The sequence below is a fragment of the Kitasatospora sp. UYEF31 genome, from assembly GCF_057291755.1.
Map to the genome: position 1 here is coordinate 187521 of NZ_JBXAWK010000001.1, position 17877 is coordinate 205397.

31 protein-coding genes are annotated in these 17877 nt (G+C 64.6%); all 31 read left to right on the plus strand.

Features of this window, described 5'->3' with window-relative positions; translation table 11 throughout:
- Positions 1-24: 24 nt before the first annotated feature.
- Complete coding sequence (gene tuf / locus AC0Z36_RS00850) at positions 25-1218, plus strand: elongation factor Tu (protein ID WP_485460631.1); 1194 nt, start codon at positions 25-27, stop codon at positions 1216-1218.
- A 638-nt stretch (positions 1219-1856) separates the two neighbouring features.
- Positions 1857-2165, plus strand: coding sequence for a 30S ribosomal protein S10 (gene rpsJ / locus AC0Z36_RS00855; protein ID WP_066889903.1), 309 nt, complete (start codon positions 1857-1859; stop codon positions 2163-2165).
- Positions 2166-2178: 13 nt separating this feature from the next.
- Positions 2179-2820, plus strand: coding sequence for a 50S ribosomal protein L3 (rplC, locus tag AC0Z36_RS00860; RefSeq protein ID WP_485460632.1), 642 nt, complete (start codon positions 2179-2181; stop codon positions 2818-2820).
- A 4-nt stretch (positions 2821-2824) separates the two neighbouring features.
- Complete coding sequence (gene rplD, locus AC0Z36_RS00865) at positions 2825-3508, plus strand: 50S ribosomal protein L4 (RefSeq protein ID WP_485460633.1); 684 nt, start codon at positions 2825-2827, stop codon at positions 3506-3508.
- Positions 3508-3825: a 50S ribosomal protein L23 gene (gene rplW / locus AC0Z36_RS00870; protein WP_485460634.1), complete on the plus strand. Its 318-nt coding sequence runs from the start codon at positions 3508-3510 to the stop codon at positions 3823-3825. Before rplD ends, rplW begins: the two co-directional genes overlap by 1 nt.
- 34 nt (positions 3826-3859) lie before the next feature.
- Entirely contained in the window at positions 3860-4696 is an 837-nt protein-coding gene (rplB, locus tag AC0Z36_RS00875; RefSeq protein WP_485460635.1) for a 50S ribosomal protein L2, read from the plus strand.
- Between the two features lie 11 nt (positions 4697-4707).
- Complete coding sequence (gene rpsS, locus AC0Z36_RS00880; protein WP_485460636.1) at positions 4708-4989, plus strand: 30S ribosomal protein S19; 282 nt, start codon at positions 4708-4710, stop codon at positions 4987-4989.
- Positions 4990-5030: 41 nt separating this feature from the next.
- A complete protein-coding gene (rplV, locus tag AC0Z36_RS00885; protein WP_485460672.1) occupies positions 5031-5375 on the plus strand; it encodes a 50S ribosomal protein L22 in 345 nt (114 codons plus the stop codon).
- Positions 5375-6247: a 30S ribosomal protein S3 gene (gene rpsC / locus AC0Z36_RS00890; protein WP_485460637.1), complete on the plus strand. Its 873-nt coding sequence runs from the start codon at positions 5375-5377 to the stop codon at positions 6245-6247. The genes rplV and rpsC overlap by 1 nt, the downstream gene beginning before the upstream one ends.
- 5 nt (positions 6248-6252) lie before the next feature.
- The gene (gene rplP, locus AC0Z36_RS00895; RefSeq protein ID WP_485460638.1) at positions 6253-6672 is read left to right on the plus strand and encodes a 50S ribosomal protein L16; all 420 of its coding nucleotides are present in this window, start codon (positions 6253-6255) and stop codon (positions 6670-6672) included.
- On the plus strand, positions 6672-6899 hold the full coding sequence (gene rpmC / locus AC0Z36_RS00900; protein ID WP_485460639.1) for a 50S ribosomal protein L29: 228 nt from the start codon (positions 6672-6674) through the stop codon (positions 6897-6899). The genes rplP and rpmC overlap by 1 nt, the downstream gene beginning before the upstream one ends.
- Positions 6896-7189, plus strand: a complete 294-nt coding sequence (gene rpsQ, locus AC0Z36_RS00905) for a 30S ribosomal protein S17 (protein ID WP_485460640.1) — start codon at positions 6896-6898, stop codon at positions 7187-7189. Before rpmC ends, rpsQ begins: the two co-directional genes overlap by 4 nt.
- 159 nt (positions 7190-7348) lie before the next feature.
- Entirely contained in the window at positions 7349-7717 is a 369-nt protein-coding gene (gene rplN / locus AC0Z36_RS00910; protein ID WP_485460641.1) for a 50S ribosomal protein L14, read from the plus strand.
- Positions 7718-7732: 15 nt separating this feature from the next.
- Entirely contained in the window at positions 7733-8056 is a 324-nt protein-coding gene (rplX, locus tag AC0Z36_RS00915) for a 50S ribosomal protein L24 (protein ID WP_485460673.1), read from the plus strand.
- Complete coding sequence (gene rplE / locus AC0Z36_RS00920) at positions 8056-8622, plus strand: 50S ribosomal protein L5 (RefSeq protein ID WP_485460642.1); 567 nt, start codon at positions 8056-8058, stop codon at positions 8620-8622. The genes rplX and rplE overlap by 1 nt, the downstream gene beginning before the upstream one ends.
- A 1-nt stretch (position 8623) precedes the next feature.
- Positions 8624-8809, plus strand: coding sequence for a type Z 30S ribosomal protein S14 (locus AC0Z36_RS00925; protein WP_485460643.1), 186 nt, complete (start codon positions 8624-8626; stop codon positions 8807-8809).
- Positions 8810-8958: 149 nt separating this feature from the next.
- The gene (gene rpsH / locus AC0Z36_RS00930; protein WP_485460644.1) at positions 8959-9357 is read left to right on the plus strand and encodes a 30S ribosomal protein S8; all 399 of its coding nucleotides are present in this window, start codon (positions 8959-8961) and stop codon (positions 9355-9357) included.
- Between the two features lie 19 nt (positions 9358-9376).
- On the plus strand, positions 9377-9916 hold the full coding sequence (rplF, locus tag AC0Z36_RS00935; RefSeq protein WP_485460645.1) for a 50S ribosomal protein L6: 540 nt from the start codon (positions 9377-9379) through the stop codon (positions 9914-9916).
- Between the two features lies 1 nt (position 9917).
- Positions 9918-10301 (plus strand): 50S ribosomal protein L18, encoded by a 384-nt coding sequence (gene rplR / locus AC0Z36_RS00940; protein WP_485460646.1) that lies wholly within the window; start codon positions 9918-9920, stop codon positions 10299-10301.
- Between the two features lie 52 nt (positions 10302-10353).
- Positions 10354-10968, plus strand: a complete 615-nt coding sequence (gene rpsE / locus AC0Z36_RS00945) for a 30S ribosomal protein S5 (RefSeq protein WP_485460647.1) — start codon at positions 10354-10356, stop codon at positions 10966-10968.
- On the plus strand, positions 10968-11150 hold the full coding sequence (rpmD, locus tag AC0Z36_RS00950) for a 50S ribosomal protein L30 (RefSeq protein WP_485460648.1): 183 nt from the start codon (positions 10968-10970) through the stop codon (positions 11148-11150). Before rpsE ends, rpmD begins: the two co-directional genes overlap by 1 nt.
- Positions 11151-11603 (plus strand): 50S ribosomal protein L15, encoded by a 453-nt coding sequence (gene rplO / locus AC0Z36_RS00955; RefSeq protein WP_485460649.1) that lies wholly within the window; start codon positions 11151-11153, stop codon positions 11601-11603.
- Positions 11604-12004: 401 nt separating this feature from the next.
- Entirely contained in the window at positions 12005-13315 is a 1311-nt protein-coding gene (secY, locus tag AC0Z36_RS00960; RefSeq protein WP_485460650.1) for a preprotein translocase subunit SecY, read from the plus strand.
- Positions 13316-13972: an adenylate kinase gene (locus tag AC0Z36_RS00965; protein ID WP_485460651.1), complete on the plus strand. Its 657-nt coding sequence runs from the start codon at positions 13316-13318 to the stop codon at positions 13970-13972.
- A gap of 185 nt (positions 13973-14157) precedes the next feature.
- Positions 14158-14946: a type I methionyl aminopeptidase gene (gene map / locus AC0Z36_RS00970; RefSeq protein ID WP_485460652.1), complete on the plus strand. Its 789-nt coding sequence runs from the start codon at positions 14158-14160 to the stop codon at positions 14944-14946.
- Positions 14947-15030: 84 nt separating this feature from the next.
- Complete coding sequence (locus tag AC0Z36_RS00975) at positions 15031-15366, plus strand: DUF1707 SHOCT-like domain-containing protein (protein WP_485460653.1); 336 nt, start codon at positions 15031-15033, stop codon at positions 15364-15366.
- A 149-nt stretch (positions 15367-15515) separates the two neighbouring features.
- Entirely contained in the window at positions 15516-15737 is a 222-nt protein-coding gene (infA, locus tag AC0Z36_RS00980) for a translation initiation factor IF-1 (RefSeq protein ID WP_014047798.1), read from the plus strand.
- Positions 15738-15865: 128 nt separating this feature from the next.
- Positions 15866-15979 (plus strand): 50S ribosomal protein L36, encoded by a 114-nt coding sequence (gene rpmJ, locus AC0Z36_RS00985; protein ID WP_485460654.1) that lies wholly within the window; start codon positions 15866-15868, stop codon positions 15977-15979.
- Between the two features lie 237 nt (positions 15980-16216).
- Positions 16217-16597, plus strand: a complete 381-nt coding sequence (gene rpsM / locus AC0Z36_RS00990) for a 30S ribosomal protein S13 (RefSeq protein ID WP_485460655.1) — start codon at positions 16217-16219, stop codon at positions 16595-16597.
- A 68-nt stretch (positions 16598-16665) separates the two neighbouring features.
- Complete coding sequence (gene rpsK, locus AC0Z36_RS00995) at positions 16666-17067, plus strand: 30S ribosomal protein S11 (RefSeq protein ID WP_485460656.1); 402 nt, start codon at positions 16666-16668, stop codon at positions 17065-17067.
- A 27-nt stretch (positions 17068-17094) separates the two neighbouring features.
- Complete coding sequence (gene rpsD, locus AC0Z36_RS01000) at positions 17095-17721, plus strand: 30S ribosomal protein S4 (RefSeq protein WP_485460657.1); 627 nt, start codon at positions 17095-17097, stop codon at positions 17719-17721.
- Positions 17722-17877 lie beyond the last annotated feature (156 nt).

The window sequence follows — 17877 nt, forward strand, 5'->3', positions numbered from 1 at the left end:
AGAACCAGTCCACAGGAGGACGCAGTGGCGAAGGCGAAGTTCGAGCGGACTAAGCCGCACGTCAACATCGGCACCATTGGTCACATCGACCACGGTAAGACGACCCTTACCGCGGCGATCACCAAGGTGCTGCACGACGCGCACCCGGATATCAACCCCTTCACGCCGTTCGACCAGATCGACAAGGCGCCTGAGGAGCGGCAGCGCGGTATCACCATCTCGATCGCGCACGTCGAGTACCAGACGGAGAGCCGTCACTACGCCCACGTCGACTGCCCCGGTCACGCGGACTACATCAAGAACATGATCACCGGTGCCGCGCAGATGGACGGTGCCATCCTCGTGGTCGCCGCCACTGACGGCCCGATGCCGCAGACCAAGGAGCACGTGCTCCTGGCCCGCCAGGTCGGCGTCCCCTCCATCGTCGTCGCGCTGAACAAGGCCGACATGGTGGACGACGAAGAGATCCTGGAGCTCGTCGAGCTTGAGGTGCGCGAGCTCCTCAGCGAGTACGAGTACCCGGGCGACGACATTCCGGTCGTGCGTGTCTCGGCGCTCAAGGCGCTCGAGGGCGACAAGGAGTGGGGCGAGAAGCTTCTCGGTCTGATGGCCGCGGTCGACGAGTCGATCCCGATTCCGCCGCGTGACGTCGACAAGCCGTTCCTGATGCCCGTCGAGGACGTCTTCACGATCACCGGTCGTGGAACCGTCGTCACCGGTCGTATCGAGCGTGGCGTGGTCAAGGTCAACGAGACCGTCGACATCGTCGGTATCCGCGACACCAAGACCACCACCACGGTCACCGGTATCGAGATGTTCCGCAAGCTGCTCGACGAGGGTCAGGCCGGCGAGAACGTCGGTCTGCTCCTCCGTGGCATCAAGCGCGAGGACGTCGAGCGCGGCCAGGTCATCATCAAGCCGGGGTCGGTTACGCCGCACACCGAGTTTGAGGCCCAGTCGTACATCCTGTCGAAGGACGAGGGTGGCCGTCACACGCCGTTCTTCAACAACTACCGCCCGCAGTTCTACTTCCGTACGACGGACGTGACTGGCGTTGTGACCCTCCCCGAGGGCACCGAGATGGTCATGCCTGGTGACAACACCACCATGAACGTCCAGCTGATCCAGCCGATCGCGATGGAAGAGGGCCTGAAGTTCGCCATCCGCGAGGGTGGTCGGACCGTGGGCGCCGGCCAGGTCATCAAGATCCTCAAGTAAGCACCGCACAGTTGGTCGTAAGACCACCTGACAGTGCTGAGGCTCTGGTTCCCAGCCCCGCTCTGCTCCGGCAGGGCGGGGCTGGGGGCTGACCTGATCCGATAGCGGATCGGGGGATGGTCCCGCAGTCAACGGCTGTGGGGCGTGAACATGCCCCGATTGGCCAAATGCCGTATCCGTACGGCATACTAATCAAGTTGCTCGGTTGAGCCTTGCTGCAGCGCGCCCTCTCTCCGCGGAGGGCTGGGAAGCAACTCCTAGGCATTCGCCCCTTGGGGCAATGTGGGAATCTTCCCGGTAGTGCGTAGTGGGCCAACCTGGCGCCCGGTGACCGTCACAGGTGTGTATGCATCGTGGCGAGGACTCGCCGGTCCCCGTGGGTGTTCTGGCCGTGAGGTCGCGCGCCGATTACGTCTGAGCGAAGCGAAGACGGAACCGGATGATGTGCGATTTCAATCGGCGGGAGTTGAGGTCATCCCTATTTCAGGGATGCGTATCGCCACTAGCGCGACACGCCCGACCGCGGGGGTCGGAGGAAAGTCCCATCGGGTCGCCGCTGAGGGCGCCGCCGGCAGACCCACCTGGGACCTGTCCGGTTACGAAAAGCAGCGGTACGAGAGAAGGAATTCGAACCAGCCATGGCGGGACAGAAGATCCGCATCCGGCTCAAGGCCTACGACCACGAGGTCATCGACAGCTCGGCGCGCAAGATCGTCGAGACGGTGACACGTACTGGTGCTCAGGTCGCGGGCCCGGTGCCGCTGCCGACCGAGAAGAACGTGTACTGCGTCATCCGCTCGCCGCACAAGTACAAAGACTCGCGCGAGCACTTCGAGATGCGCACTCACAAGCGGCTCATCGACATTCTCGACCCCACGCCGAAGACGGTTGACTCGCTTATGCGTCTCGACCTGCCGGCTGGCGTCGACATCGAGATCAAGCTCTGAGGGACGCACCGAGATGACGAAGCAGATTAAGGGCGTCCTGGGCACCAAGCTCGGCATGACCCAGGTCTGGGACGAGAACAACCGCGTCGTCCCGGTGACCGTGGTGCAGGCTGGTCCCTGTGTCGTGACTAAGGTCGCGGCAGCAGAGACCGACGGCTACTCCGCGGTCCAGATCGCCTACGGCGCAATTGACCCGCGCAAGGTCAACAAGCCGATGGCAGGCCATTTCGCGAAGGCCGGCGTTACGCCGCGCCGCCACCTGGTTGAGATCCGCACTGCGGATGCTTCCGAGTACACGCTCGGCCAGGAAATCACCGTCGAGACGTTCGAGGCCGGCCAGAAGGTCGATGTCGCGGGCACCTCGAAGGGTAAGGGCACCGCCGGTGTTATGAAGCGTCACGGCTTCCACGGTGGTCCGGCGTCCCACGGTGCGCACAAGATGCACCGCAAGCCGGGCTCCATCGGTGGCTGTGCGACTCCCGGTCGTGTGTTCAAGGGCATGCGTATGGCTGGTCGCATGGGCAACGAGCGTGTGTCCATCCAGAACCTGACCGTCCACGCCGTCGACACGGAGAAGGGGCTGCTGCTCATCAAGGGCGCCGTCCCCGGCCCCAACGGTGGCCTCGTCCTGGTCCGCACCGCGGCGAAGGGGTGAAGCAGTGAGCACTATTGACCTCCTCTCGCCGGCCGGCGAGAAGACCGGGACTTTCGAGCTCCCGGCTGAGATTTTCGATGCGCAGGTGAGCATCCCGACGATCCACCAGGTCGTCGTGGCCCAGCTCGCCGCCGCCCGTCAGGGCACGCACAAGACCAAGACCCGTGGCGAGGTCCGCGGCGGTGGGCGCAAGCCTTACCGCCAGAAGGGCACAGGTCGCGCCCGTCAGGGTTCGACCCGCGCGCCGCAGTTCGTCGGCGGTGGCGTCGTCCACGGCCCGCAGCCGCGTGACTACGAGCAGCGGACCCCGAAGAAGATGAAGGCCGCCGCTCTGCGCGGTGCCCTCTCGGACCGGGCCCGCCACGCGCGTATCCACTGCGTCGAGGCTGTCGTCGAAGGCGACGCCGTTTCGACCAAGGCCGCAAAGACGCTGCTCGGCCTGATCAGCACGCGTAAGCACGTGCTGCTGATCGCTGAGCGGTCCGACACGGTTGCCTGGCTCTCCGCGCGGAACCTCGATGAGGTCCACGTTCTCGAGCCCGGTCAGCTGAACACCTACGACGTGCTCGTCTCCGACGACGTGGTCTTCACGAAGGCTGCGCTGGAGCGGTTCATCGCTGGCTCGCCCTCGGGCAAGTCGGTCAAGGCCGTTGCGACCTCGAGCGAGCTCGAAGGGAGCGACGCCTGATGAGCGACGTCACCAGCAAGACCTTCACGGACCCGCGTGACGTGCTTGTGAAGCCGGTTATCTCCGAGAAGTCCTACGGACTGCTCGACGAGAACAAGTACACGTTCATCGTGGCTCCGGGCTCTAACAAGACTGAGATCAAGCAGGCCGTCACCGCGGTCTTCGGGGTCAAGGTCGAGAGCGTGAACACGATCAACCGGCGCGGCAAGCGCAAGCGGACCAAGGCTGGTTTCGGCAAGCGCAAGGACACGAAGCGTGCGATCGTCACCCTCGCTGAGGGTGAGCGGATCGACATCTTCGGTGGTCCCGTCGCCTGACGGCCGCTGATACGGACGAGGACTAAGAGAAGCCATGGGCATCCGTAAGTACAAGCCGACAACGCCGGGCCGTCGTGGCGCCAGCGTCGCCGACTTCGTCGAGATCACGCGGTCCACGCCGGAGAAGTCGCTGGTTCGCCCCCTTCACAGCAAGGGTGGTCGTAACAACAGCGGTCGCATCACGGTCCGCCACCAGGGTGGCGGCCACAAGCGTGCGTTCCGCGTAATCGACTTCCGTCGTCACGACAAGGACGGCGTCCCGGCGAAGGTCGCTCACATCGAGTACGACCCGAACCGCACCGCGCGTATCGCGCTTCTGCACTACGCAGACGGCGAGAAGCGTTACATCCTGGCCCCGAACAAGATTCAGCAGGGCGACCGCATCGAGAGCGGTCCCGGCGCTGACATCAAGCCGGGCAACAACATGCCGCTCCGGAACATCCCGGTCGGTACGGTCATCCACGCGATCGAACTTCGTCCGGGTGGCGGGGCCAAGATGGCCCGCTCCGCCGGTGCGAGTGTTCAGCTGCTGGCTCGTGAGGGTACGCACGCGACCCTCCGTATGCCTTCCGGTGAAATTCGCCTGGTCGACGTCCGCTGCCGCGCCACGATTGGCGAGGTCGGCAACGCCGAGCAGTCGAACATCAACTGGGGCAAGGCCGGCCGCATGCGCTGGAAGGGCAAGCGCCCCTCCGTGCGTGGCGTGGCGATGAACCCGGTAGACCACCCGCACGGTGGTGGTGAGGGTAAGACCTCCGGTGGTCGCCACCCGGTCAGCCCGTGGGGCCAGAAGGAAGGCCGCACCCGTCGGCCTAAGAAGGCCAGCGACAAGCTGATCATCCGCCGCCGCAAGACGAACAAGAAGCGCTAGGAGCAGTCTCGATGCCGCGCAGCCTCAAGAAGGGGCCCTTCATCGACGACCACCTTTCAAAAAAGGTGGACGCTCAGAATGACAAGGGCACCAAGAACGTCATCAAGACCTGGTCCCGCCGCTCGATGATCTCTCCGGCGATGTTGGGTCACACCATTGCGGTGCATGACGGCCGTAAGCACATCCCGGTGTTCGTCACCGAGTCGATGGTCGGGCACAAGCTCGGCGAGTTTGCGCCGACCCGCACCTTCCGCGGCCACGTCAAGGACGACCGCAAGTCGAAGCGCCGCTAAGGCGGGGTGCGAAGACTATGACTTACACCGAAGGGACGACCATGGAAGCCAGGGCCCAGGCGCGGTACATCCGCGTCACGCCCATGAAGGCCCGCCGTGTGGTGGACCTCATCCGTGGCATGGATGCCGCGGAGGCCCAGGCGGTCCTGCGATTCGCCCCGCAGGCCGCGAGTGAGCCGGTCGGCAAGGTGCTTGACAGCGCTATCGCCAATGCTGGCAACAATCACAACCTGGACACGAACAAGCTGTTCGTATCCAGCGCATACGTGGACGAGGGTCCTACCCTCAAGCGTTTCCGTCCACGTGCGCAGGGTCGGGCGTACCGCATCCGTAAGCGCACCAGCCACATCACAGTGGTTGTCGCTGAGAAGGAGGTGACCCGCTAGTGGGCCAGAAAATTAACCCGCACGGGTTCCGACTCGGCATCACCACGGACTTCAAGTCCCGCTGGTACGCCGACAAGCTTTACAGTGACTACGTCAAGGAAGACGTCGCCATCCGCAGGATGATGACGCAGGGCATGGAGCGGGCCGGCATCTCGAAGGTTGAGATCGAGCGCACCCGCGACCGCGTCCGCGTCGACATCCACACCGCCCGGCCGGGCATTGTCATCGGCCGTCGTGGTGCGGAAGCCGACCGCATCCGCACGAACCTCGAGAAGCTCACCGGCAAGCAGGTGCAGCTGAACATCCTCGAGGTGAAGAACCCGGAGATTGACGCTCAGCTCGTCGCTCAGGGTGTCGCGGAGCAGCTTTCCTCGCGCGTCTCGTTCCGCCGTGCCATGCGCAAGGCGATGCAGACGACGATGAAGTCCGGTGCCAAGGGCATCAAGATCCAGTGCTCGGGTCGTCTCGGCGGCGCCGAGATGTCCCGCTCGGAGTTCTACCGCGAGGGTCGTGTGCCGCTGCACACGCTCCGCGCCAACGTCGACTACGGCTTCTTCGAGGCCAAGACCACCTTCGGCCGCATCGGCGTGAAGGTCTGGATCTACAAGGGCGACGTTAAGAACATCCGTGAGGTCCGCGAGGAGAACGCTGCAGCCCGTGCGGGTAACCGCCCGGCCCGTGGTCCCGCCACCGACCGCCCCCGTGGCGGCGCGCGTGGTGGCGAGCGCGGTGGCGCCGGCGGTGCCGGTGGCGCTGGCGGTCCCCGTGGCGAGCGTGGTGGCCGTGGTGGCCGTGGCCCGCAGACCGAGGGGAAGGCTCCGGCCTCCGCCGAGGCTGCTGCTCCGGCTGAGACCCCCGGAACGGAGGCCTGACCCCGATGCTTATCCCTCGTAGGGTCAAGCACCGCAAGCAGCACCACCCCAAGCGTGGTGGACGCGCTAAGGGCGGCACCGAACTCGCCTTCGGCGAGTACGGCATCCAGGCGCTGGGCCAGGCTTATGTGACGAACCGGCAGATCGAGTCCGCTCGTATCGCCATCACCCGTCATATCAAGCGTGGTGGCAAGGTCTGGATCAACATTTACCCGGACCGCCCGCTCACGAAGAAGCCGGCCGAAACCCGCATGGGTTCCGGTAAGGGTTCGCCCGAGTGGTGGGTGGCGAACGTGAAGCCCGGACGCGTGATGTTCGAGCTGTCGTTCCCGAATGAGAAGGTTGCTCGTGAGGCGCTCACCCGCGCTATTCACAAGCTTCCGATGAAGGCCCGGATCGTCCGGCGCGAGGCAGGTGAGGCGTAATGGCCACCGGTATCAAGGCGGCCGAGCTGCGCGAGCTTGGTGACGAGGATCTCGTCGGCAAGCTCCGTGAGGCCAAGGAGGAGCTGTTCAACCTCCGTTTCCAAGCGGCGACCGGACAGCTCGAGAATCACGGTCGGCTCAAGGCCGTCCGTAAGGACATCGCCCGTATCTACACGCTGATGCGTGAGCGCGAGCTCGGCATCGTCGAGACGGGGGATGCGGCATGAGCGAGAAGACTGAGATGACCGAAGCTGAGAGCACTGAGTCGCGCGGTTTCCGCAAGACACGTGAGGGCCTCGTCGTCAGCGACAAGATGGATAAAACCGTCGTCGTCGCCGTCGAAGACCGCGTCAAGCACCCGAAGTACGGCAAGGTCATCCGCCGTACGAACAAGCTGCAGGCGCACGACGAGCAGAACGAGTGCGGCATCGGTGACCGTGTCATCCTTATGGAGACCCGGCCGCTGTCTGCCAACAAGCGCTGGCGCATCGTCGAGATCCTCGAGAAGGCCAAGTAATCCTGTTTTTTGCTACCAGCGCGGGTCCTTGTGACTCTGCGTGTGGCAAAGCACAGTAGCGAACGCCGACGGGGTGCTTGTCCCGGTCCCGCGGTTCGGTGAAACGAACCGCGGGACCGGTTCAGGCCCCCGCCTGGACGTAAACATCAGGAGTTATCTGTGATCCAGCAGGAGTCGCGACTCCGCGTCGCTGACAACACGGGTGCGAAGGAAATTCTCACCATCCGTGTTCTCGGTGGATCCGGCCGGCGTTACGCGGGCATCGGGGACACCATCGTCGCCACCGTCAAGGATGCAATCCCCGGTGGCAACGTGAAGAAGGGTGACGTCGTCAAGGCGGTCATCGTTCGTACGGTGAAGGAGCGTCGTCGTCAGGACGGCTCTTACATCCGTTTCGACGAGAACGCCGCCGTCATCCTCAAGAACGACGGTGAACCCCGCGGTACCCGCATCTTTGGCCCGGTCGGCCGTGAGCTTCGTGAGAAGAAGTTCATGAAGATCATTTCGCTTGCGCCGGAGGTGCTCTAACTCATGGCGAAGTCGATGAAGATCAAAAAGGGTGACCTCGTTCAGGTCATCACTGGCAAGGACAAGGGCAAGCAGGGCAAGGTCATTGCCTCTTACCCGCCCAAGGAGCGCGTCCTCGTCGAGGGTGTCAACCGGATCAAGAAGCACACCAAGGTGGGTCAGACCGCCAAGGGTGCCAAGACCGGCGGCATCGTGATCCAGGAAGCCTCGGTCCACGTCAGCAACGTCATGCTGGTCGTGGAAAAGGACGGCAAGAAGGTCCCGACTCGTACCGGTTTCCGGTTCGACGACGAGGGCAACAAGATCCGGTTCGCCAAGCGGACCGGTGAGGACATCTGATGACTGTCACCACTCAGCGTGAGCTGCCGCGCCTCAAGGCGCGTTACCGCGAGGAGATCCAGGGCAAACTGCGTGAAGAGTTCTCGTTCGAGAACATCATGCAGGTTCCCGGGGTCGTCAAGGTCGTCGTCAACATGGGTGTGGGCGAGGCTGCTCGCGACTCCAAGCTGATCGACGGCGCAATCAAGGACCTGATGGCCATCACCGGCCAGAAGCCCCAGGTCACCAAGGCCCGCAAGTCCATCGCGCAGTTCAAACTGCGCGAGGGTCAGCCGATCGGCGCGCACGTTACACTGCGTGGCGACCGCATGTGGGAGTTCCTGGACCGCCTGGTCTCCGTCGCTCTTCCGCGTATCCGCGACTTCCGCGGCCTCTCGCCGAAGCAGTTCGACGGTAAGGGCAACTACACTTTCGGTCTGAACGAGCAGTCGATGTTCCACGAGATCGACCAGGACAAGATCGACCGTGTTCGCGGTATGGACATCACCGTCGTGACGACCGCCTCGAACAACGATGAGGGCCGCGCTCTTCTGCGTCACCTCGGCTTCCCGTTCAAGGAGATCTGACGTGGCGAAGAAGGCCCTGATCGCAAAGGCCGCACGCAAGCCGAAGTTCGCGGTGCGCGGTTACACGCGCTGCAACAAGTGCGGTCGCCCGCACTCGGTGTACCGCAAGTTCGGTCTGTGCCGTATCTGCGTGCGCGAGATGGCTCACGCCGGCGAACTGCCCGGCGTGACCAAGAGCAGCTGGTAAGCAAACTCCGCTTCCCAGCAGGTTAGTAACGACGTCGTAGGTCCCGCATCTCAGTCGTCCACTTGTGGCCGCCCTTCCGTAAGGGCGGGCGGCCCCCGGTGGAGGATGACGTTTACGGGAAACCGCGGCGAGAAAGGCCCGATGGCCTCATGACCATGACCGACCCCATCGCAGACATGCTCACGCGTCTGCGGAACGCCAACTCGGCCTACCACGACGACGTCGTGATGCCGTACAGCAAGATCAAGTCGCACATCGCGGAGATCCTCCAGCAGGAGGGTTACATCCAGGGATGGAAGATTGAGGACGCCGAGGTGGGCAAGAGCCTGCACGTCGACCTCAAGTTCGGTCCCAACCGCGAGCGCTCGATCGCCGGCGTCCGCCGCGTTTCGAAGCCCGGTCTGCGGGTCTACGCGAAGTCCACCAGTCTGCCGAAGGTCCTTGGCGGCCTGGGCGTGGCGATCATCTCCACGTCCCAGGGTCTCCTGACCGACAAGCAGGCCGCCAAGAAGGGTGTGGGTGGGGAAGTCCTCGCCTACGTCTGGTAATCGGGAACGGAGTCTAGCTATGTCGCGTATTGGACGGCTGCCCATCCCGGTTCCCGCCGGTGTGGACGTCACCATCAATGGCCGTGAGGTTGCGGTAAAGGGTCCCAAGGGCTCCCTGTCGCACACCCTCGCTGCCCCCATCGACATCGCGAAGCAGGAGGACGGCACCATTTCGGTGACGCGTCCCGATGACGAGCGCAAGTCGAAGTCACTGCACGGTCTTTCCCGCACCCTGGTCGCGAACATGATCACCGGTGTGACGCAGGGCTACGTGAAGAAGCTCGAGATCAGCGGTGTTGGCTACCGTGTCCTGGCGAAGGGCTCCAACTTGGAGTTCGCGCTCGGCTTCAGCCACCCCGTCATCGTCGAGGCGCCCGAAGGCATCACCTTCGTTGTTGAGAACCCGACCCGTTTCTCGGTCGAGGGCATCGACAAGCAGAAGGTTGGCGAGGTCGCCGCGAACATCCGCAAGCTGCGCAAGCCTGACCCTTACAAGGCCAAGGGCGTGAAGTACGCGGGCGAAGTCATCCGCCGCAAGGTCGGAAAGGCTGGTAAGTAACATGGCATTTGCTGTGAAGACCGGCAAGGGTTCCGGCAAGTCCGCGATCGCCCGCAAGCGTCGGCACATCCGCGTCCGGAAGAAGATCGCCGGTACGCCGGTCCGACCGCGACTGGTCGTGACCCGCTCCAACCTCCACATGGTGGCTCAGGTCATCGACGACGTGGCGGGCCACACGCTGGCCTCCGCATCGACGATGGACTCCTCCATCCGTGGTGACGAGGGCGACAAGAGCGCCAAGGCTGCGAAGGTCGGCGCACTGGTCGCCGAGCGCGCCAAGGCCGCCGGCGTCGAGACCGTGGTGTTCGACCGAGGTGGCAACCGCTACCACGGCCGCATTGCGGCCCTGGCGGACGCTGCACGCGAGAACGGCCTGGTCTTCTAAGACCGGTCGCGCTGCTTACGGATAGGGCAAGACGACAGATGAGGACATTCTGATGGCTGCAACCCAGCGTCGCGGTGGCGGCGCTGCCGGTGCCGGCGGCGGCGAGCGGCGTGACCGGCGTGACCGGCGTGACGGCGGCCAGGCCGTCGAGAAGACCACGTACGTCGAGCGCGTCGTCGCGATCAATCGCGTCGCCAAGGTCGTAAAGGGCGGACGTCGCTTCAGCTTCACCGCGCTTGTCGTGGTGGGCGATGGCGACGGTACCGTCGGTGTTGGCTACGGCAAGGCCAAGGAGGTGCCGGCCGCGATCGCCAAGGGTGTTGAAGAGGCCAAGAAGGCATTCTTCAAGGTCCCGCGTATCCAGGGCACCATTCCGCACCCGATCCAGGGTGAGAAGGCTGCCGGTGTGGTTCTGCTCAAGCCCGCGTCCCCCGGTACCGGCGTTATCGCCGGTGGCCCGGTGCGCGCTGTGCTCGAGTGCGCCGGCATCCACGACGTGCTGAGCAAGTCGCTCGGTTCGTCCAACGCAATCAACGTCGTCCACGCGACGGTGGCGGCTCTCAAGGGCCTTGTGCGCCCCGAGGAGATCGCCGCCCGTCGTGGACTTCCCCTGGAGCACGTGGCCCCGGCCGCTCTGCTCCGGGCCCGCGCAGGGGTGGGTGCCTGATGGCTCGCCTCAAGGTGACGCAGACCCGATCGAAGATCGGTGGCAAGCAGAACCAGCGGGATACTCTCCGTTCCCTCGGTCTCAAGCGCATGCATGATGTGGTTGTGAAAGAGGACCGTCCGGAGATCCGCGGAATGATCGCGACGGTTTCGCACCTCGTGAGCTTCGAGGAGGTGGACTAAATGGCGGCTGAAAACCCGCTGAAGGTACACCACCTGCGTCCCGCCCCGGGTGCCAAGACCGCCAAGACCCGTGTTGGTCGTGGCGAGGCATCCAAGGGTAAGACCGCAGGTCGTGGAACCAAGGGCACCAAGGCTCGTTACCAGGTTCCGGCCCGGTTCGAGGGTGGCCAGATGCCGCTGCACATGCGGCTTCCGAAGCTCAAGGGCTTCAAGAACCCGTTCCGGGTCGAGTTCCAGGTCGTGAACCTGGACAAGATCAGCGCGCTGTACCCCGAGGGTGGCGAAGTCACTGTCGAGGGACTCATCGCCAACGGTGCGGTTCGCAAGAACCAGCCGGTCAAGGTGCTTGGCACCGGCGAGATCACCGTTGCGGTCCAGGTGAAGGTCAACGCCTTCTCCAACTCCGCGAAGACGAAGATCGCCGCAGCCGGCGGCTCGACCGACGAGGTCTGAGCAGCCTGTAGCTCCCCTAAAGGAGCTATGAGCCACGGCTCTGAGCTGTAACACAGGGGCGCCACACCGGTAGGGTGTGTGCGCCCCTGTGTTGTACCCGGACTCAGCTACGCCCCTCCCGGCGTCCTGTCCGCTTACAGCGCATGGGTAATCCAAAGCTTTGCGCGTACGGATGCGACACTTCGCCTTCCATACGCGTTAGTGTCCGTGGGGTCCCACCTGGGACCTCACACTGCGGTGTCGGCTGCGGGGCCACTCGCCGGACACGTCGGAGCATCGCTCCGGCGGACCGGACCACGAGTGTCCTGAAGCGGCTGAGACCAGTGTTTCCTTTCCGCGGTCCCGGACTCGGGACCGGCCGATCGAACGACTCGCCCTAGGGGTGAGGCGCAGGAGGCAGAGTGCTCACCGCGTTCGCTCGGGCGTTCCGGACGCCCGACCTGCGCAAGAAGCTGCTGTTCACGTTGGGCATCCTCGTGATCTACCGCTTCGGCGCCCACATTCCTGTGCCGGGGGTGTCCTTCGAGAACGTAAAAACGTGCGTGAAGGAAGCCGACCAGGGTGGCCTGTTCGGCCTCGTCAACATGTTCAGCGGCGGTGCGCTGCTGAACTTGACGATCTTCGCGCTCGGGATCATGCCGTACATCACGGCGAGCATCATCCTGCAGCTCCTTACGGTGGTGATCCCGCGCCTGGAGGCCCTGAAGAAGGAAGGCCAGGCCGGTACAACCAAGATCACCCAATACACGCGTTACCTGACCATCGCGCTGGCGGTGCTGCAGTCCACCGCGCTGGTGGCCACGGCCCGTACCGGTTCACTGTTCAGCAACTGCACAGTCGGCGACCAGATCGTGCCGGACCAGTCGCTGTTCCGGATCGTCGTCATGGTCCTGGTCATGACCGCCGGCACCTCGACCGTCATGTGGCTCGGTGAGCTCATCACCGACCGCGGCATCGGCAACGGCATGTCGATCCTGATGTTCACGTCGATCGCAGCCGGCTTCCCGCCCGCGCTCTGGGCGATCAAGCAGCAGGGCACCATCGGCGGTGGTTGGGTCCCGTTCTTCGTGGTGATCGCCATCGGCCTGGTCATGGTGGCCCTGGTGGTCTTCGTCGAGCAGGCCCAGCGGCGGATCCCGGTGCAGTACGCCAAGCGCATGATTGGCCGGCGGGCGTACGGTGGCACGTCAACCTACATCCCGCTGAAGGTCAACCAGGCCGGCGTCATCCCGGTGATTTTCGCGTCCTCGCTGCTGTACATCCCGGCGTTGCTGGCGCAGTTCAGTGGTGGCAGTTCGGACTGGGCGGTTTGGATCCAGAAGAACTTCGTCAAGGGTGACCATCCGGTCTACATCGTGACGTACTTCCTGCTGATCGTCTTCTTCGCGTTCTTCTACGTGGCGATCACGTTCAACCCCGAAGAAGTCGCCGACAACATGAAGAAGTATGGTGGCTTCATCCCGGGTATCCGCGCAGGCAAGCCGACCGCGGAATATCTCAACCACATCCTCACCAGGATCACGTGGCCGGGAGCGATTTACCTGGGCATGATCGCGCTTGTACCCACAGTTGCGCTTGTGCTGTTCAACGCCGCCGGTAACTTCCCGTTCGGCGGCACCAGCATCCTGATCATCGTGGGAGTGGGTCTGGAAACCGTGAAGCAAATCGAGAGCCAGCTCCAGCAGCGCAACTACGAAGGCTTCCTCCGCTAAATGCGTACCGTACTTGTGGGGCCTCCCGGCGCGGGTAAGGGAACCCAGGCCCAGTTCATCGCCAACAACCTGTCGATTCCCGCGATCTCGACCGGTGACATCTTCCGTGCCAACGTCACCCAGGGCACGTCCCTCGGGCTCGCGGTCAAGAAGCACATGGCGGCTGGCAACCTCGTCCCCGACGAGGTCACCATCGCCATGGTCCGGGACCGGCTGTCCCAGCCGGACGCCGCTGAGGGGTTCCTCCTCGACGGCTTCCCGCGCAACACCGCGCAGGCCGAGGTGCTCGACGAGATTCTGGCCGAGCAGGGCGTCAAGCTCGACGTCGTGCTCGAACTTGTGGTTCCCGATGAGCAGCTCATCGTGCGCCTCTCCGGACGACGCACTTGTCGCGCGAACGGTGCCCATGTCAGCCACATAGTCTTCGACCCACCCAAGGTTGAGAACGTGTGCGACATCTGCGGCAGCGATCTCTACCAGCGTGAAGACGACTCGGAGGAGACGGTCCGGCACCGCTTGGACGTCTACAAGCAGGACACCGCGCCGATCGTGGGTTACTACGCCGAGCGCGACCTGGTGGTCGTCATCGACGCCACCGGCAAGGTGGACGACGTGACCGAGCGGGCGATGTCGGCCCTTCGGGACGTTGCCGCCTAGTACCGGCGGATCCGGGGACCGCGGCGTCAGCCGTACAGTTTCGGGAAGACGAAGAACTCATCAGCAGCACAGCATGGGCGGTCCGGACTCGGACCGCCCATGCTTGTTGTGTGGGGCCGGAACGGCGGCCCAGCAGCCCACGCAGCAGAGCCGACAGCGCACAGCCGTCAGGACGGAAGAGACCCATGGCGTTCAAGAAGCGACGCAAGCAGATCGAATGCAAGACCCCGGAGCAGATCGACAAGATGCGGCGGGCCGGCGCGGTGGTCGCCGAGACCCTCGCGCTGCTGACCGAGGCCGCCAAGCCCGGGGTGTCGCTCATCGAGCTGGACCAACTGGCGGAGAAGAACATCCGCGGGCACGGCGCCGTGCCGTCTTTCAAGGGCTACCACGGTTTCCCTGGTTCGATCTGTGCGTCCGTCAACGACGTTGTGGTGCACGGCATCCCGGACACCCTGGTGCTCGCCGACGGGGATTTGTTCTCCATCGACTGCGGCGCGATCCTCGACGGCTGGCACGGCGACTCGGCGGTCACCATCGGCATCGGGACCCTGGCCGCCGAGCACGCCGCTCTCAGCGCGGTCACCGAAGCGTCGATGTACGCCGGAATCGAGCAGATGGTCGCCGGCAACAAGCTGACCGACATCAGCAACGCCGTCGAGAAGGCCGTCCGTGCGCACACCGACCACGACGGCCGACCGTACGGCATCGTCGAGGACTACGGCGGCCACGGCATCGGCCGACAGATGCACATGGACCCGCACGTGCTGAACTACGGCAAGGCGGGCCAGGGCCCGCGCCTTGAGGTCGGGGTGTGCCTGGCCATCGAGCCGATGGTGACCCTCGGCGACCCGGAGACGTTCACGATGCCGGACGAGTGGACCGTCAAGACGGTCGCCGGCGGCTACGCGGCGCACTGGGAACACTCGGTGGCGATCACCGCGAACGGTCCCGTCATCCTGACGCGCCCGTAAGAGGGAAGCGGAGGGCGCGCGCCGTCCAGGAGCCCGGCATGGGGACTGTTGTCCGGTGCGGTTTTGGCCGTACGGTCGTGAGCCATGACAGATGACGACCCGAAGCGCCCGGTGACCGGCACCGACCGGGAGCGGGTGACCGCGGTGCTGCGTGAACACATGGGGTCGGGGCACCTGTCGTTGGCCGACTACCGGGCGCGCCTCGCCCGGGTCCGCGCGGCACAGACCCTCGGTGAGCTGGCCTCAGTGGCACGCGACCTGCCCGGCCCGGCCGACGGCGAGGACGGCCCCGGTGGGGGAGCGGTCCCGCGGCCCGCCGACGGCGAAGCGCCGAAACGCAGATCCGGATGTGCCGGGTTTCTGCTGTTCCTAGCGGTACTCTGCCTGCTTTGCGTAGCCGGTTGGTCTTCTACCGGGTGAAGACGTAGACTGATGTGTCGGCTCACTAGTAGCCGTGTTTCGGCACGCCCCAGCCAAGATCCTTTAACTCGGATCGGTCTGGTCTGGCAGCCGCGGCAATCAGTGATCCGGCAACGGTAGCTGACCCCGAGAAGCGAAGCGCGGAGGACATGGCGAAGAAGCAAGGGGCCATCGAGATCGAGGGCACGGTCATCGAATCGCTGCCCAATGCCATGTTCCGTGTTGAACTGCAGAACGGGCACAAGGTGCTCGCGCACATCAGCGGCAAGATGCGGATGCACTACATCCGTATCCTTCCGGACGACCGGGTCGTGGTTGAGTTGAGCCCATACGACCTCACTCGTGGCCGGATCGTCTACCGCTACAAGTAATTCCCACTGGGGTTGCCTCTCCCGCGCCCTGCTCTGCGCATGACCCTCCACTGTCCTGGGACTCCGGTTCCGGCGTGCGGCCATGGCCGGGTATCCGCGGGGGTGACCCTGATTTTCTAGGAGACCCAGTGAAGGTCAAGCCGAGCGTCAAGGCCATCTGCGACAAGTGCCGGGTGATTCGTCGCCACGGCCGCGTCATGGTGATCTGCGAGAACCCTCGCCACAAGCAGCGCCAGGGCTGAGCCCCGGTGTGAGCGGCCCTGTGGTCACACAGGCCGCTCAACCGCTCCGCACACCCCGCGTGTGCGGAGCACCAACGTAAGCGTCGTAGCACCCGCCCCCCGCAGCGCCGGTCCGCAAGGACTGCTGCGGGACGCCACCCCCGGTCGGAGGCCGGGGACCCCCGTGGGGCCCGAAAGGGAAACCAGTGGGGAACGGTGCAGCGACCAGACCTCCGACGAACCTAGGAGACACGCCTTATGGCGCGCATTGTCGGCGTCGACCTCCCCCGCGAGAAGCGGGTAGAGGTTGCCCTGACCTACATCTTCGGCATCGGGCGTACCCGCGCCGAGGAGACTCTGAGCAACACCGGTGTCAACCCCGACACCCGCGTGCGCGACCTGTCGGAAGACGACCTGGTCAAGCTCCGCGAGTGGATCGACGCGCACTACCGCGTCGAGGGTGACCTTCGCCGCGAGGTGGCTGCGGATATCCGCCGCAAGGTCGAGATCGGCTGCTACGAGGGTCTGCGTCACCGTCGGGGCCTTCCGGTCCGCGGTCAGCGCACCCACACCAACGCGCGTACCCGCAAGGGTCCGCGTCGTGCCATCGCCGGTAAGAAGAAGCCGGGCAAGAAGTAGTCCGCTTAGTCCCGGATCATTCGGTTCTCGACTAAAAGCGGACCGACGACCTCAGGAGTTTCCAAAGCATGCCTCCCAAGAGCCGTGCCGGCGCCAAAAAGGTGCGCCGCAAGGAGAAGAAGAACGTCGCCCACGGGCACGCTCACATCAAGAGCACGTTCAACAACACGATCGTCTCGATCACGGACCCCAACGGCAACGTGATCGCGTGGGCATCCGCGGGTCACGTGGGCTTCAAGGGCTCGCGTAAGTCGACCCCGTTCGCTGCGCAGATGGCTGCCGAGTCGGCCGCCCGTCGCGCGCAGGAGCACGGTATGCGCAAGGTCGACGTTTTCGTCAAGGGTCCGGGTTCCGGTCGTGAGACCGCCATCCGCTCGCTGCAGGCCACCGGCCTCGAGGTGGGTTCCATCCAGGACGTCACCCCCGTGCCGCACAACGGCTGCCGCCCCCCCAAGCGCCGCCGCGTCTGATCCGCAGCTGAGTAGGAGTTAAACAACATGGCGCGTTACACCGGCGCTGACTGCAAGCGTTGCCGTCGCGAGAAGACGAAGCTCTTCCTTAAGGGAGCCAAGTGCGACGGCCCCAAGTGCCCGATCGAGATTCGCCCGTACCCCCCGGGTGAGCACGGCCGCGGCCGTGTCAAGGAGTCCGAGTACCTGCTGCAGAAGCGCGAGAAGCAGAAATGCGCTCGCATCTACGGCATCCTCGAGAAGCAGTTCCGCGGTTACTTCGACGAAGCGAACCGCAAGCAGGGCAAGACGGGCGAGAACCTTCTCCGCATTCTGGAGTCCCGCCTCGACAACGTGGTCTACCGCGCCGGCTTCGCCAAGTCGCGTGACCACGCCCGCCAGCTGGTCCGTCACGGTCACATCGAGGTCAACGGTCGCAAGACCGACATCCCCTCGGCCCGTGTGTCGGAGAGCGACATCATCCAGGTTCGCAAGGACTCGTTCGAGCTGACCCCGTTCGTGGTCGCCCGTGCCGAGATCGGCGAGCGCACTGTTCCGGCATGGCTTGAGGTCATCCCGGGCAAGATGCGCATCCTGGTCCACGCTCTCCCCGCGCGTCAGGTCATCGACACGCAGGTCCAGGAGCAGCTCATCGTGGAGCTCTACTCCAAGTAGTAGCGACACCGAGCCGCCACCTGGCCGGGGGTGTGGGGGTCGTCCCCCACGCAGACCCAGTCAGGAGCAGCTCATCGTGGAGCTCTACTCCAAGTAGTAGCGACACCGAGCCGCCACCTGGCCGGGGGTGTGGGGGTCGTCCCCCACGCAGACCCA

What these genes read in the sequence shown, in the direction of transcription:
- rpsJ (WP_066889903.1), top strand. Translation starts at nt 1,857, where the DNA reads ATGGCGGGACAGAAGATCCGCATCCGGCTCAAGGCCTACGACCACGAG.
- rplC (WP_485460632.1), top strand. Translation starts at nt 2,179, where the DNA reads ATGACGAAGCAGATTAAGGGCGTCCTGGGCACCAAGCTCGGCATGACC.
- rplW (WP_485460634.1), top strand. Translation starts at nt 3,508, where the DNA reads ATGAGCGACGTCACCAGCAAGACCTTCACGGACCCGCGTGACGTGCTT.
- rplB (WP_485460635.1), top strand. Translation starts at nt 3,860, where the DNA reads ATGGGCATCCGTAAGTACAAGCCGACAACGCCGGGCCGTCGTGGCGCC.
- rpsS (WP_485460636.1), top strand. Translation starts at nt 4,708, where the DNA reads ATGCCGCGCAGCCTCAAGAAGGGGCCCTTCATCGACGACCACCTTTCA.
- rplV (WP_485460672.1), top strand. Translation starts at nt 5,031, where the DNA reads ATGGAAGCCAGGGCCCAGGCGCGGTACATCCGCGTCACGCCCATGAAG.
- rplP (WP_485460638.1), top strand. Translation starts at nt 6,253, where the DNA reads ATGCTTATCCCTCGTAGGGTCAAGCACCGCAAGCAGCACCACCCCAAG.
- rpmC (WP_485460639.1), top strand. Translation starts at nt 6,672, where the DNA reads ATGGCCACCGGTATCAAGGCGGCCGAGCTGCGCGAGCTTGGTGACGAG.
- rpsQ (WP_485460640.1), top strand. Translation starts at nt 6,896, where the DNA reads ATGAGCGAGAAGACTGAGATGACCGAAGCTGAGAGCACTGAGTCGCGC.
- rplX (WP_485460673.1), top strand. Translation starts at nt 7,733, where the DNA reads ATGAAGATCAAAAAGGGTGACCTCGTTCAGGTCATCACTGGCAAGGAC.
- rplE (WP_485460642.1), top strand. Translation starts at nt 8,056, where the DNA reads ATGACTGTCACCACTCAGCGTGAGCTGCCGCGCCTCAAGGCGCGTTAC.
- rpsH (WP_485460644.1), top strand. Translation starts at nt 8,959, where the DNA reads ATGACCATGACCGACCCCATCGCAGACATGCTCACGCGTCTGCGGAAC.
- rplF (WP_485460645.1), top strand. Translation starts at nt 9,377, where the DNA reads ATGTCGCGTATTGGACGGCTGCCCATCCCGGTTCCCGCCGGTGTGGAC.
- rplR (WP_485460646.1), top strand. Translation starts at nt 9,918, where the DNA reads ATGGCATTTGCTGTGAAGACCGGCAAGGGTTCCGGCAAGTCCGCGATC.
- rpsE (WP_485460647.1), top strand. Translation starts at nt 10,354, where the DNA reads ATGGCTGCAACCCAGCGTCGCGGTGGCGGCGCTGCCGGTGCCGGCGGC.
- rpmD (WP_485460648.1), top strand. Translation starts at nt 10,968, where the DNA reads ATGGCTCGCCTCAAGGTGACGCAGACCCGATCGAAGATCGGTGGCAAG.
- rplO (WP_485460649.1), top strand. Translation starts at nt 11,151, where the DNA reads ATGGCGGCTGAAAACCCGCTGAAGGTACACCACCTGCGTCCCGCCCCG.
- AC0Z36_RS00965 (WP_485460651.1), top strand. Translation starts at nt 13,316, where the DNA reads ATGCGTACCGTACTTGTGGGGCCTCCCGGCGCGGGTAAGGGAACCCAG.
- map (WP_485460652.1), top strand. Translation starts at nt 14,158, where the DNA reads ATGGCGTTCAAGAAGCGACGCAAGCAGATCGAATGCAAGACCCCGGAG.
- AC0Z36_RS00975 (WP_485460653.1), top strand. Translation starts at nt 15,031, where the DNA reads ATGACAGATGACGACCCGAAGCGCCCGGTGACCGGCACCGACCGGGAG.
- infA (WP_014047798.1), top strand. Translation starts at nt 15,516, where the DNA reads ATGGCGAAGAAGCAAGGGGCCATCGAGATCGAGGGCACGGTCATCGAA.
- rpsM (WP_485460655.1), top strand. Translation starts at nt 16,217, where the DNA reads ATGGCGCGCATTGTCGGCGTCGACCTCCCCCGCGAGAAGCGGGTAGAG.
- rpsK (WP_485460656.1), top strand. Translation starts at nt 16,666, where the DNA reads ATGCCTCCCAAGAGCCGTGCCGGCGCCAAAAAGGTGCGCCGCAAGGAG.
- rpsD (WP_485460657.1), top strand. Translation starts at nt 17,095, where the DNA reads ATGGCGCGTTACACCGGCGCTGACTGCAAGCGTTGCCGTCGCGAGAAG.